This is a genomic window from Massilia antarctica, from assembly GCF_015689335.1.
In the GTDB taxonomy this organism is placed as follows: domain Bacteria; phylum Pseudomonadota; class Gammaproteobacteria; order Burkholderiales; family Burkholderiaceae_D; genus Telluria_A; species Telluria_A antarctica.
Genome location: NZ_CP065053.1, coordinates 5,570,277 through 5,582,832 on the forward strand (window position 1 = coordinate 5,570,277; position 12,556 = coordinate 5,582,832).

11 protein-coding genes and 1 pseudogene are annotated in these 12,556 nt (G+C 62.6%); 8 read left to right on the plus strand and 4 right to left on the minus strand.

Annotation, left to right across the window (positions count from 1 at the left end):
• Window positions 1-110 precede the first annotated feature (110 nt).
• The 3 genes and pseudogenes from IV454_RS24565 to IV454_RS24575 all read left to right on the plus strand — a co-directional run.
• On the plus strand, window positions 111-719 hold the full coding sequence (locus IV454_RS24565; protein WP_206088266.1) for a TetR/AcrR family transcriptional regulator: 609 nt from the start codon (window positions 111-113) through the stop codon (window positions 717-719).
• Window positions 720-831: 112 nt separating this feature from the next.
• Entirely contained in the window at window positions 832-1,644 is an 813-nt protein-coding gene (locus IV454_RS24570) for an oxidoreductase (RefSeq protein ID WP_206088267.1), read from the plus strand.
• 23 nt (window positions 1,645-1,667) lie between these two features.
• A pseudogene (locus IV454_RS24575) lies at window positions 1,668-2,542 on the plus strand (NADP-dependent oxidoreductase); the annotation flags it as partial.
• 18 nt (window positions 2,543-2,560) lie between these two features.
• Here the strand turns inward: IV454_RS24575 and IV454_RS24580 are convergent.
• Together IV454_RS24580 and IV454_RS24585 are read right to left on the minus strand one after the other, a co-directional pair.
• Window positions 2,561-2,920, minus strand: a complete 360-nt coding sequence (locus tag IV454_RS24580) for an antibiotic biosynthesis monooxygenase family protein (RefSeq protein WP_206092814.1) — start codon at window positions 2,918-2,920, stop codon at window positions 2,561-2,563.
• A complete protein-coding gene (locus IV454_RS24585; protein WP_054262564.1) occupies window positions 2,917-3,246 on the minus strand; it encodes an NIPSNAP family protein in 330 nt (109 codons plus the stop codon). The genes IV454_RS24580 and IV454_RS24585 overlap by 4 nt, the downstream gene beginning before the upstream one ends.
• Window positions 3,247-3,338: 92 nt before the next feature.
• Here IV454_RS24585 and IV454_RS24590 point away from each other — a divergent pair, with 92 nt between their 5' ends.
• From IV454_RS24590 to IV454_RS24605, 4 genes are read left to right on the plus strand one after another with little or no spacing between them, the layout of a single operon-like run.
• Window positions 3,339-3,692, plus strand: coding sequence for a hypothetical protein (locus IV454_RS24590; RefSeq protein WP_206088268.1), 354 nt, complete (start codon window positions 3,339-3,341; stop codon window positions 3,690-3,692).
• Window positions 3,693-3,739: 47 nt separating this feature from the next.
• On the plus strand, window positions 3,740-4,384 hold the full coding sequence (locus IV454_RS24595) for a hypothetical protein (RefSeq protein WP_206088269.1): 645 nt from the start codon (window positions 3,740-3,742) through the stop codon (window positions 4,382-4,384).
• Window positions 4,385-4,393: 9 nt separating this feature from the next.
• Window positions 4,394-4,711, plus strand: coding sequence for a heavy-metal-associated domain-containing protein (locus tag IV454_RS24600; protein WP_206088270.1), 318 nt, complete (start codon window positions 4,394-4,396; stop codon window positions 4,709-4,711).
• Entirely contained in the window at window positions 4,708-5,094 is a 387-nt protein-coding gene (locus IV454_RS24605) for a hypothetical protein (protein WP_206088271.1), read from the plus strand. The genes IV454_RS24600 and IV454_RS24605 overlap by 4 nt, the downstream gene beginning before the upstream one ends.
• A gap of 122 nt (window positions 5,095-5,216) precedes the next feature.
• Here the strand turns inward: IV454_RS24605 and purL are convergent, their stop codons facing one another.
• Window positions 5,217-9,263, minus strand: coding sequence for a phosphoribosylformylglycinamidine synthase (gene purL, locus IV454_RS24610; RefSeq protein ID WP_206088272.1), 4,047 nt, complete (start codon window positions 9,261-9,263; stop codon window positions 5,217-5,219).
• Window positions 9,264-9,515: 252 nt separating this feature from the next.
• Between purL and IV454_RS24615 the strand changes: the two genes are divergently transcribed.
• Window positions 9,516-11,150 carry a response regulator gene (locus tag IV454_RS24615; protein ID WP_206088273.1) on the plus strand — a complete coding sequence of 545 codons (1,635 nt, stop codon included), beginning with the start codon at window positions 9,516-9,518 and terminating at the stop codon, window positions 11,148-11,150.
• Window positions 11,151-11,326: 176 nt separating this feature from the next.
• Here the strand turns inward: IV454_RS24615 and IV454_RS24620 are convergent, their stop codons facing one another.
• The gene (locus tag IV454_RS24620) at window positions 11,327-12,460 is read right to left on the minus strand and encodes a hypothetical protein (RefSeq protein ID WP_206088274.1); all 1,134 of its coding nucleotides are present in this window, start codon (window positions 12,458-12,460) and stop codon (window positions 11,327-11,329) included.
• Window positions 12,461-12,556: the final 96 nt, after the last annotated feature.

Below are 12,556 nucleotides of genomic sequence, written 5' to 3' on the forward strand. Positions count from 1 at the left end.
CCTGCCGACAGCGCCGGACGATGCGTGCAGTCATTGCCGCAGTAGCGCCCTGCCACGCCCCGCCCCGCCCTTCACGATAGATAGGCAAGCGCGTCGCCGAGAACTGGTATATGATGACCGTCATGCAAACACCAAAACCACCACGCCGCGCTTCCGGCCGCAAGGAAGCGACCCATGAACGCATCGTCGAGGTTGCCTCGCGGGCGATCCGGCGCAGCGGTTATGCTGGCACCGGCGTGGCCGACATCATGAAGGAGGCCGGCCTGACGCATGGCGGCTTCTATGCCCACTTCGACTCGCGCGACGCGCTGCTGGCCGAAGCGGCGGACCGTGCCGGCGCGGACGCGGTGGCACTGTCGGCCCGCATCGCCGCCGCCGCGCCCCCTGGCCAGGGCATACGGGCGCTGGTCGAGGCCTACCTGTCGCCGCAACACCTTGAGGCCATCGAGCAAGGTTGCCCGGTCGCCGCCCTGTGCTCGGAAATGCCGCGCCAGGCCCCGGAGGTGCGCCACGCCGCCACCCGGCATATCAAGGAAATGGTCGATCTCATCGCGCGCCAGTCGCCCGCATGGGGTCAGCCCGGCGCGCACGAGCAAGCCCTCATGGCGCTGGCCACCATGATCGGCAGCCTGACCCTGGCGCGCGCGGTCGATGATCCCTTGCTGGCCGCGAGCTTCCTGCAGATCGGCAAACAGACACTGACACTCGCCGGCGAGTGAATATGCCATATTCTCGCGCTTTTTTTGTCCTTAAAATATGATGATCATCATATTTTGACCGAATGCAGCACCCTACAAACTGACACATTGCCATGAAGATCGGAATAACAGTATGAACAGCAAAATTGCATTGGTAACCGGAGCTTCCTCCGGCATCGGCGAGTCGACCGCGCAGCGTCTCGCGCAAGCCGGCTACACCGTCTACGGCACCACCCGCGGCGCGGCGCCACGCCCCAACAAGACGGTCGAGATGCTGACCCTGGACGTGACCAGCGACGACTCGGTCGAGGCCGCGATTGCGGAAGTGCTGCGCCGCCACAGCAGAATCGACCTGCTGGTCAACAACGCCGGCTTCGGCGTAGCGCCGGCCGCCGCCGAGGAAAGCTCGATGGAGCAGGCGCGCGCCATCTTCGACACCAATTTCTTCGGCATGGTGCGCATGATTCGCGCTGTGCTGCCCCACATGCGCAAGCAAGGCAGCGGCCGCATTGTGAATATCGGCTCGGTGCTCGGTTTCCTGCCGATGCCCTACATGGCCTTGTATGCGGCCACCAAGCACGCGGTCGCCGGCTACTCGGAATCGCTCGACCATGAGATGCGCACCCTCGGCATCCGCGTGTCGGTGATCGAGCCGGGCTATATCAAGACCTCGTTCGACAGCAACTCGCTCGCGCCCGATCTGCCGCTTGCCATGTATGAAGCCTTGCGCACCGCCCTGAATGCCCGGGTAAAAGAAGTGCTGCTCACGGCCCAGGGGCCGGAGGTCGTGGCAGAAACCGTCTTGCAGGCGGCCATGGCGGCGCAGCCGAAACTGCGCTACGCTGCAGGCACCCTTGCCGGCCGCTTGCGCTTGCTGCGCAGATTCGCTCCCGCCAGCATGGTCGACGCCGGCATCCGCAAAGACCTGCGCCTCCAGGCAGCCTGATAACGAAACCTAAAGGAAGCGGCATGAAAGCATTCATCCTGGAAGCATATTCAAAAAAAGGCGCGCTGCGCAAGGCCGAGATGGCGGAACCGGCCATGCGCGACGACGATGTGCTGGTGCAGATCCATGCGACCGCCGTCAATCTGCTGGACGCCAAGATCAAGACCGGCGAATTCAAACTGGTCTGCCCTATCGCCTGCCGCTGATCATGGGTAACGACGTGGCCGGCGTGGTGGTCAAGGTCGGTTCGCGGGTGCGCCGCTTCAAGGTGGGCGACGAAGTCTACGCGCGGCCCGACAAGGACCGCATCGGCACCTTCGCCGAGTACATTGCGATGAACGAAAGCGATGTCGCGTTCAAGCCCGCCACCCTGTCGACGGAAGAAGCGGCCTCCATTCCGCTGGTCGGGCTGACGGCCTGGCAAGCGCTGGTCGAGAAGGCCGGCCTGAAAAAAGGGCAGAAAGTGTTCATCCAGACCGGTTCCGGCGGCGTTGGTTCGTTTGCCATCCAGCTGGCCAAGCATCTGGGGGCGACAGTGGCCACCACCGCCAGCGGCGCGAATATCGAGATGGTCAGGCGCCTCGGGGCCGATATCGTCGCCGACTACAAGAAGGACGACTTCGAAGATGTCTTGCGCGACTATGACGTCGTACTCAATAGCCAGGATGCGGCCACCCTGGAAATATCGCTGCGCGTGCTCAAACCCGGCGGAAAGCTCATTTCCATCTCCGGACCGCCGGACCCGGATCTTGCGCGGGAACTGGGGCTGCCGTGGTTTGTGAGACTGGCGATGACCTTACTGAGCGCCGGCGTGCGCAGGAAAGCCGGCAAGCTCGGTGTCGGCGACGCTTTCCTCTTCATGCGGGCCGATGGCAAACAGTTGGGCGAGATCGCCAGGCGAGGCGGAACTGGACCCTCAAGCCGGCGGCGCCCCATCATGCCGTGCGCGCGAATCGGCCGGCGCTTCCGCCCGCTCATGCATGCCGTAATCGCGCAGCACGGCCGCCACGCGCAGCCGGTAATCGGCGAAGATGCCGGCCCGCCCCTGCTCCTGCGTTTCGCGGTGCAAGCCGTGATTGCGCCACCGCCGGACCGCCTCTTCATCGCGCCAGAACGACAGCGACAGGATCTTGCCGGGGTCGCTGAGACTCTGGAAGCGTTCGATCGACACAAAGCCATCCAACTGCTCCAGGTGCGCCCGCAGGCCGGCGGCGGCGTCGAGGTAGTCCTGGCGCCTGGCCTCATGCGGGATGACCTCGAAGATCACGGCGATCATTGCGCCGCCCGCTGGAAGGCGCCGTCGACCACCTCGGTAAAGCTGCGCTCCTCGCGCAGGATGAAGCGCTTTTCCTGCGCCATGGCGAAGTTGGCGCGGCTTTCCGGGTCGCTGCGCAGGCGCGCGCGGTAGGCCTCGTAGGCGGCCAGGCTATCGAAGCCGACCAGGCCCCAGGCTTCGTAGTTGGTGCCTTCGAGCGGCAGGAAGTAGCCGATCAGATTGCCGCCGCAGCGCGGAATGATGCGGCCCCAGTTCTCGGCGTAGTCGCGAAAGGCGTCGCGCTGGAAGGGGTCGATTTCGTAACGGATAAAGCAGGCGATGGCCATGGTGGTCCTCTCTCAGGTAGAACCCCGACTATACCGGCGGCGGACCGTCGGAAGGTTCGGCGTGGAGCGAACCATCTTTTCCGGATACTGGTATGATCGCCCTCATGCCATCCGCTTTCCGTCGCCTGCTCGCCTGCCTGTTGCTCGTGCTGTTGCCATTCCAGGCAATGGCCGCCGGCGTCGCCGCGTGCAACGCCGCCGGCCGCGCGTGTTCCGAACCGATGATGCAGATGATGGACTGCTGCGATCACGGCGACCAGTCCTCGCCCGAACTTCATTGCGGCACGGCGTTCGGCTGCATGTCGGCCGCGGCCCCCGCCCTGCTGCCGGATATGTCCGTGCCGGTGGTGCTGTCGCAGCCACGCGCGCTTGCCCTCGCGCCGGTCCAGTTTCACGATTCCTTCATTCCCGACGGGCCGCAACGCCCTCCCCGCCCGCTCTCCTGACCCGACGAAGCCTGGCCACGCCAGCCCTTTCATCAACAGGATACGCAATGCACACATCAATTCTCCGCACCTGCGCGCTCGGCGCGCTGCTGGCGGCCGCCCTGCCCGTCCACGCGGCGCCGATGGGGTTCAAGGACTCATGGATGGCCATGGGCGACCTCGGTCCCGACTGGCGCGAGCTGTACGTCAACTACGCCTACACCGCGCACGACGCCATCGGCGCCAGCGCCACCTGGATGCGCGCAGACGACCATGGCATCACCCGTGAAGTCGACGAAGTGACCTACACGCGGTTGGTGAAGCGCTGGAACATGAAGCACGCGCAAGCCAATGTCTGGTTCATGGGCGGCATCGGTGCCTTGCGCGGCGACGGCCCGACCCGGCTGATGGCCACGCCTGGTGTGCAGCTCGACTATGAAACCACCCGGGTCTACCTCGGTGCGACGCATCGGCTGTACCGCGCCAGCGGCGTCAACCACGATTTCAGTTCCGCGCGCGCGGGATTTTCCTTCTACGAAACCGGCTACGACCAGACCCAGCCCTGGCTGGTGCTCGAAGCGCGCCGCATGCACGACTTGAGCGGCCGGACCGAAGTGACACCCATGCTGCGGCTGATCAACAAACGCTACTTTATCGAAGCGGGGGTGAACAACATGCACCAGGCCCGCTTCAATTTTATGTACATTTTCTAAGGAATCATCATGAAAAAAACGATTGCGATTGCGCTGCTGGTGGCGGCGTCTTCCTCCCACGCCGCGCCGACGCTCAAGGCCGAGGTCAACGGCATGGTGTGCGCCTTCTGCGCCCAAGGCATCGAAAAGCACTTGCGCCAGCTTCCGCAGACCAAGGACGTGTACGTGAACCTCAAGGAACGCATTGTCGCCGTCGAAATCAAGGATGGCGAAACGCTGGCGCCCGACACGGTCAAAACCGTGGTCAAGGATGCCGGCTATGACGTGATCGGGATCGAAACGGTGAGCCAGACTGCCAGCCAGCTCAAAGCCGCGGCGGCAAAATGAGCGATGTGGATGCTGGCGCCGGCTTGAAGCAGACGCGGACGGCATCGGTGCTGTCGTTGTTCACCAGCGCAAGCACGCTGATTTGCTGCGCACTACCGGCTTTGCTGGTGGCACTGGGCGCCGGAGCGGCGTTGTCGTCGGTGATCGCGGCGGTGCCGCAGCTGGTGTGGTTCTCGGAGCACAAGGAAGTCGTGTTCGGATTTGCCACCGTGATGCTGTTGCTGTCCGGTGCGATGCAGTGGCGGGCGCGCTCGCTGCCATGCCCGACGGATCAGGCGCTCGCAACCAGATGCGCCAGTACGCGCAAATCGGCGGCATGGGTGTATCTGGCCGCCGTCGGTCTGTACCTCATCGGCGGATTTTTCGCCTTCGTGATGGGTTAACCGCAAAATCGTCATTCGTTTTTCTTTGCAACCCGTAAACCCGAAACCGTCGTTCCTGGCATTGCCAGAAACGACGGTTTCGAGGGGTGTGACTTGAGTTTTGCGCTTTAGCTCAGCTTACCTTAGCCTACCCACTTGCGCGCATTGCGGAACATGCGCATCCATGGGGAATCCTCGCCCCACGACTGCGGATGCCACGACTGCTGCACCGAACGGAACACGCGCTCGGCGTGCGGCATCAGCACGCTGAAGCGCCCGTCCGCCGTCGTGACCGACGTCAGGCCCTCGGGCGAACCGTTCGGATTGAACGGATACGCCTCGGTGGCCGCGCCACGGTTGTCGACAAAGCGCATGGCCTTGACCACCGCGCCGAGATCGCCCGTTTGCGAGAAATCGGCAAACCCTTCGCCGTGGGCGATCGCAATCGCCGCCTGCGTGCCCGCCATGCCGCTGAAGAAGATCGACGGCGAATCGAGCACCTCGACCATCGCAAAACGCGCCTCGAACTGCTCGGACTTGTTGCGCGTGAACTTCGGCCACGCATGCGCGCCCGGGATGATCGATTTCAGGTTGCTCATCATCTGGCAACCATTGCACACGCCCAGTCCGAACGTGTCGCCACGGCTGAAGAAGCGCGCGAACTGGTCCGCCAGCTGGGCGTTGAACAGAATCGTCTTGGCCCAGCCCTCGCCGGCACCGAGCACGTCGCCGTACGAGAAGCCACCAACCGCGATGATGCCCTGGAAGTCATCCAGCCTGGCGCGGCCGGCAATCAGGTCGCTCATGTGCACGTCCACCGCCGCAAATCCGGCCTGGTGCATCACCCATGCAGTCTCGATGTGCGAGTTCACGCCCTGCTCGCGCAGGATCGCCACGCGCGGACGCACGCCGGTCGCCACGAACGGCGCGGCGATATTCTCGTTCGGGTCGAAGGTCAGCTTCGGCGTGATGCCGGGATCGGTTTCGTCCAGCAGGCGCTCGTACTCGGCGTCGGCACACGCGGGGTTGTCACGCAGGCGCGCGATGCGCCAGCTCGTGTCGCTCCACACGCGGTGCAGCGCGCTGCGCGCTTCTGTGTAGATTACCTTGGCGTCGCGCGTGAATTCAATCACGCCACGCTCGTTGGGTTTACCGATGATATGACTGCACGCACCCAGATTGTGCTCGCGCAGCACGTTCATGACGGCCGATTTTTCGTCCGCGCGCACCTGGATCACGGCGCCCAGTTCTTCATTGAACAAGGCGCGCAGGGTTTGATCGTTGCGGCGCTCGGCCACCTGGCCCGCCCAGTTCTTGGCGTCGCCCCAGTCGGCGCCATGGCCGGATTCGAGCGTGAGGATGTCGAGGTTGACCGACAGCCCGCTGCGGCCCGCGAACGCCATCTCGCACAAGGTGGCGAACAGGCCGCCATCGGAACGGTCGTGGTAAGCGAGCAGCTTGTCGTCGGCGTTCAATTGCTGGATCGCCGCGAAGAAGCCTTTCAGGTCGTCCGCGCTGTCGACGTCCGGCGTCTCATTGCCGAGCTGCTGGGTCACCAGCGACAGCGCCGAGGCGCCGAGGCGGTTCTTGCCGCGCCCCAGATCGATCAGGATCAGCGCGGTCTCGCCGGCATCGACCTTGATCTGCGGCGTGAGCGAACGGCGTACGTCGTACACCGGCGCGAACGAGGATACGATCAGCGAAACCGGCGAAACGACCGCTTTCGCATCCCCCTCGTCTTTCCAGGTGGTGCGCATCGACAGCGAATCCTTGCCGACCGGGATACTGATGCCCAAGGCCGGGCACAGTTCCATGCCGACCGCCTTGACGGTATCGAACAACGCGGCATCCTGTCCCGGCTGGCCGCAGGCGGCCATCCAGTTGGCCGACAGCTTGATGTCGGAGATATCGCGGATCGGCGCGGCGGCGATGTTGGTCACCGCTTCGCCGACGGCCATGCGGCCCGACGCGGCGGCGTTAATCACCGCCAGCGGGGTACGCTCGCCCATCGCCATCGCTTCGCCCAGGTAGCCTTCGAAGCTCATGGCGGTGACGGCGCAATCGGCCACCGGCACCTGCCACGGACCGACCATCTGGTCGCGCACGGTGGTGCCGCCGACCGTGCGGTCGCCGATGGTGATCAGGAACGATTTGTCGGCCACGGCGGGCAGCAGCAGCACGCGCCTGGCGACGTCGGCCAGGTCGAGGCCAGTCAGGTCGATCGCCGGGAATTCATTGTGCACGTGCGTGACGTCGCGCAGCATCTTGGGCGGCTTGCCGAGCAAGACGTCCATCGGCATGTCGACCGGCGAGTTGCCCAGCTCCGGATCGATCAGCTTGAGCTGGCGTTCTTCGGTGGCCACGCCGACGGCGGCGAACAGGCAGCGCTCACGCTCGCACATGGCGGCGAACAGCGCCAGGCTTTCCGGCGCAATCGCCAGCACATAGCGTTCCTGCGATTCGTTGGACCAGATCTCTTTCGGCGCCATGCCGCTTTCTTCGAGCGGCACCTTGCGCAGGTCAAAGATCGCGCCGCGCTTGGCATCGTTGGTGATCTCGGGGAAAGCGTTCGACAAGCCGCCCGCGCCCACGTCGTGGATCGAGATGATCGGATTGTCCGCGCCCATCTGCCAGCACGAGTTGATGACTTCCTGCGCGCGACGTTCCATTTCAGGATTGCCGCGCTGGACCGAGTCGAAATCCAGGTCGGCCGTGTTGGTGCCGGTCGCCATCGACGATGCGGCGCTGCCGCCCATCCCGATGCGCATGCCCGGGCCGCCCAGCTGGATCAGCAGGCTGCCGACCGGGATATCGTTCTTGTGCGTGTGCTGGCCCGAGATATTGCCGATGCCGCCGGCAATCATGATCGGCTTGTGGTAGCCGAACACCGCATCGGGAAGGCCGGCGCTCAGGGCGCCCAGATTCTGTTCGTAGGTGCGGAAGTAGCCGCCCAGGACCGGACGGCCAAACTCGTTGCTGAACGCGGCGCCGCCGAGCGGGCCTTCGATCATGATCTGCAGCGGCGAGGCGATGCGGTCAGGCTTGCCGTAGGCAGCCGCCGGTGCGCGCGCGCCGGCCGGCTGGTTGACGTTGGCCGCGTTTTCCCATGGACGCACGGCGTCCGGAATCATCAGGTTCGAGACCGTAAAACCAGTCAGGCCGGCCTTAGGCTTGGCGCCACGGCCGGTCGCGCCTTCATCGCGGATCTCGCCGCCGGCGCCGGTGGAGGCGCCGGGAAACGGCGAAATGGCGGTCGGGTGATTGTGCGTCTCGACCTTCATCAGGGTGTGCGTCAATTCCGTCGACGGGGCGTACTCGTGGCCGGCGCCGCGCGGATAGAAGCGCATGACGGTCGCGCCTTCCATGATCGAGGAGTTGTCGCTGTAGGCGACGATCGTGCCTTTCGGCTGCAACTGGTGCGTGTTCTTGATCATCTGGAACAGCGACTTGTCCTGCGCCACGCCGTCGACGATCCAGTCGGCGTTGAAAATCTTGTGGCGGCAATGCTCGCTGTTCGCTTGCGCGAACATCATCAGTTCGACGTCGGTCGGGTTGCGCCCTGCCTTGGTGAAGGCGTCGAACAGGTAATCGATTTCATCGTCCGACAAGGCCAGGCCCAGTTCGGTGTTGGCTTTTTCCAGGGCGTGCTTGCCGGCCTTGAGAACGTCCACCGATTCCAGTGGCCGTGCTTCGAGTTCGCGGAACAGATCCGAAGCCTGGTCGGCGTTACGCAGCACGCTTTCGGTCATGCGGTCATGCAGCAGGCCAGCCACCGCCTCGGTTTCTGCGTCGGAGAGCTTCTTGGCCGCGCCGATGCTGCTGCCCAGCAGGCCCGTTTTCAGGCTGATCGAAAATGCAATCCCCCGCTCGATCCGGTGCACATGCGCCATGCCGCAGTTGTGCGCGATATCGGTCGCTTTCGATGCCCATGGCGAAATGGTGCCCAGGCGCGGGATCACGAAGAATTCCTCGGTGACGCCCTCGCGCGAACTTGCCGCGGCCGGTTCGCCGTAGGTCAGCATCGCCGCCAGGCGCGACGTGTCGTCCGCCGACAGCGCCGCGCTGGTATCGATAAAGTGATAAAAACGCGCCTGGACCGCCGTAATCGCCGGGGCGACAGCTTGCAATTGGCTCAGGAGGCGTTGGCTGCGAAATACGGACAGGGCATTGGAACCCGGTAGTATCAACATGGTTGGGAGGTGGTTGATGCAGCGAGGCTGCGGGGTTAAAGGTAATGAAGGCACGAATCTGGGTAAGGCTGAAATCCTTTAGGCCGACATTATACCGTGTTGCTACCCCGACAGCGCGGCGTATTCGCCTCACCGCCTCGTGTGCCTGTTGCCGCCAGCGGGAACATTAGCGTATCGTAGGGTTTCAAGAGTTTCCCGCACGAACCGTTAACAGTGCTAAAACCCCGTCCAAGGGGGCACGAGAGTGAAAAGATGCAAGATAACAGCAACTTGTCCGTATTGGTGATCGACCCTAACCCGGGCATGCGCGGCAGCCTGCAGAACATGCTGGTGCAGTCAAGCATCACGAAAATCGAATTTGCGGTCAACGCCAGCACGGCCATCAAGCAGGTCGGCAAGCGCAGCTACGACCTGATCCTGTGCGAATACGACCTCGACGGCGGCGGTGGCGGCGATAGCGGCCAGGATGGCCAGCAGTTACTGGAAGACATGCGCCATCACAAGCTGATCGGCCTGTCGACCATTTTCATCATGATTACCTCGGAAGGCGTCTACAGCAAGGTGGTCAGCGCCGCCGAACTGACCCCGACCGACTACATCCTCAAGCCGTTCACGGTGGACATGCTGAGCCAGCGCATCAACCGCGCCATCGAACGCCGCGCCGTGTTCTTGCCGACGTATAACCTGATCAGCCAGGGCAATCTGCGCGAAGCGATCAGGTCGGCCGCGACCGGCGAAGCGAACCATCCGCGCTATGTGGCCGAATTTGCAAGGCTGCGCGCCGACATGCATGTGGCGCTCGACGAACTGCCGCAGGCCGAGGATATCTACAGCGGCATCCTGGCCAACAAGTCGATCGGATGGGCCAGCCTGGGCCTGGCGCGCGTGCTGTTTACGCAAGACAAGGTGGAAGAAGCCGAGAACGTTGTCACCAAGCTCATCGAAGACAACCCGAAGTTCATGGCCGCCTACGATCTGCTGGCCAAGTGCCACGAAATGAACGGCGCCGCCTACCGCGCCCAGAAGATCCTGGAGGAAGCGGTCGCCATTTCGCCGCATATGGTGCGCCGCCTGCGCCGCCTGGGCGAAGTCGCGCTCGAAGCGGGCGATGTGGTGGTGGCGGAAAAGTCGTTCAAACAGGTGGTATCGCGCTCCAAATACTCCGAATTTCGCGATCCGGAAGATCACGTGAAGCTGGTCAAGACCTTGCTCAAGAAAGGTGACACCAACCAGGCCGGCAGCGTGATCCGCGACATGGAAAAATCCCTGCGCGGCAATGCCGCCATTGATGCCTGCAAGGCCATTTCGGTGGCGCTGCTGCATGAATCGGCGGGCAATACCGCGGCCGCGGTGACGGAACTCAATGCCGCGGTGGCGGCGGTGCGGCTGTCGAAGGGCTTGTCGAGCGAGCTGAAAATCGGCCTGGCGCGTACCTGCCTGTCGAACCGGCTCGACAATGCGGCGGCGGAAGTCATGCTGACGGTGATGAACGATGTCGACAGCGACGTGTCGATGCAGGATGCGATGAGCGTGTTCGTCAAGGCCGGCCGTCCGGATCTGGCCGAAGGCATGAATTCGCGCCTGATGACCCAGGTGCAGGAACTGCTCGACCTGTCGGCCGAAAAAGGCAATATGGGCGACGTCAAGGGCGCGGTGCAAACCCTGCTCGAAGCGCAGCACATGGCGCCGAAGAACGTGCAGGTCATGGTGGCGCTGTCCAAGGCGATCCTGCGCCAGCTCGAAGACTTGGGCTGGGACCATCCGCTGGCCGAAATTTGCAACACCCAGCTCGATGCCGTCCGCAAGATCGACCCGGCCAATCCGCTGCTGCCGGGACTGACCGAGGATTACCACAGCGCCCAGCGCAAGTACGGTATTTCCACCTGATTGTTGGTCAGAGGGCGGCGCGGGGACAGAAACCCGCGCGGACTTTACCGCGTGCCAGAGGCGGCGCCGACGCAGCTACGGGCACCTCCGGGCCGGGAGGGCGCCAGGGTGGGACGTTCGAACATTCACTGGCGGGATCGGGCGAGCGACCTATTTAGCCCCTTCCTCGCGGCTGACTACTGCAGACTTTGACCCAACACCTCGGCCAATTCTTGCTCAACATATTTTACGGAAGCATCAATACGCTCCAGCAAGTTGTCGACCCCGCTGTAGCCGGCCCGGCGTCGATAAAAAAGAATAGCATGCGCGATGCCATCGACGTTCTTCCAGTAGGTCATGTCATCGAGAAAGTGGCGCGACACGGCTAAATGTTTAAGCTGACTCCCTTCGCCGAAGGTGGAATGGATATCCTTGCAAATCCGGAAGAGCTTATGATCGGTCGTCCCCACCCAATTTTCAAGCGGAACTCGTTTGAAGCCCATATCCAATGTCAATCCCAATTCATCCGCGAAATTGGCGCCATTCAGCCAAAAAATGTCCATGGCCCCGTTAAATGCAGCCAATCGGCACTTTTCCGTGGTCGCCCACAATTTAGTAAAATTTTGATGAATGTCGCGGCGCCGGTCTTGCAGCGATTGCGGTAACTGATTAATTTCCGTGGCGTTCAGTGACCAAAACGCATATTTCGCCAGTTCAAGTTCGAAAGCGTTAACAATGTCCAACATACCCACAATGCTGTGGAGATAACATTCGAATCTCTGTTCGGGAAGCAGTTGGGAATAGCGCCGCGCGATGTTTTGCATTTGCAGCAAGGACACGTATGCACAGCCGTAAGCCAGCCGCTCGCCGTCGTTCAACTTCGAGAAACTGACGTTTTTGGCGGTCGATGCTGGGTCGTAGGGGCGCTGGGTTGCCTCGACATCGTCTCGATGGCCCGGCCAAAAGCTGGCGCAAAAATTCTCATAGGCTGTTTTGGCGAATGCCACCTTATTCTCGGGCATTTCATTAACGCCGATCGCAGTCAGACAAACAGGCGCCTGTGTAAGCAAATCAACCAAGGGCAGCAATCCCACCTCTTCCGCATCCGATCGCGACGGGCTTGCGGGCAGGCGCTCCATGCGTTGAATGGAACAGTTGTCCAGATTGATCTGGACCATACGCCCGGATGCGAAGACATTTCTCGCGTACTGTGGCGTCAGGTCACGGTGCTCTTCGAACCGATGGCGACAAGGTTTAATAAACCGAATTTCATAGTTTTCTCGCATCCTTCCCCCATTTACGTCACCGACAAGCGTTTTTTGGTCATTCATTGCATGCCCCCTTGACTCTTGCATGCAAAATACATGTTTCACGACCGTGCGCAACCCTCCATCAGATCGAGAAGCAAGATTCGCCGCGTCGGCATC

Excerpts from the sequence above, each read along its gene's own strand:
- IV454_RS24590 (WP_206088268.1), top strand. The coding sequence starts at position 3,339 with ATGATCGCCCTCATGCCATCCGCTTTCCGTCGCCTGCTCGCCTGCCTG.
- IV454_RS24585 (WP_054262564.1), bottom strand. The coding sequence starts at position 3,246 with ATGGCCATCGCCTGCTTTATCCGTTACGAAATCGACCCCTTCCAGCGC.
- IV454_RS24600 (WP_206088270.1), top strand. The coding sequence starts at position 4,394 with ATGAAAAAAACGATTGCGATTGCGCTGCTGGTGGCGGCGTCTTCCTCC.
- purL (WP_206088272.1), bottom strand. The coding sequence starts at position 9,263 with ATGTTGATACTACCGGGTTCCAATGCCCTGTCCGTATTTCGCAGCCAA.
- IV454_RS24565 (WP_206088266.1), top strand. The coding sequence starts at position 111 with ATGATGACCGTCATGCAAACACCAAAACCACCACGCCGCGCTTCCGGC.
- IV454_RS24620 (WP_206088274.1), bottom strand. The coding sequence starts at position 12,460 with ATGAATGACCAAAAAACGCTTGTCGGTGACGTAAATGGGGGAAGGATG.
- IV454_RS24615 (WP_206088273.1), top strand. The coding sequence starts at position 9,516 with ATGCAAGATAACAGCAACTTGTCCGTATTGGTGATCGACCCTAACCCG.
- IV454_RS24595 (WP_206088269.1), top strand. The coding sequence starts at position 3,740 with ATGCACACATCAATTCTCCGCACCTGCGCGCTCGGCGCGCTGCTGGCG.
- IV454_RS24570 (WP_206088267.1), top strand. The coding sequence starts at position 832 with ATGAACAGCAAAATTGCATTGGTAACCGGAGCTTCCTCCGGCATCGGC.
- IV454_RS24605 (WP_206088271.1), top strand. The coding sequence starts at position 4,708 with ATGAGCGATGTGGATGCTGGCGCCGGCTTGAAGCAGACGCGGACGGCA.
- IV454_RS24580 (WP_206092814.1), bottom strand. The coding sequence starts at position 2,920 with ATGATCGCCGTGATCTTCGAGGTCATCCCGCATGAGGCCAGGCGCCAG.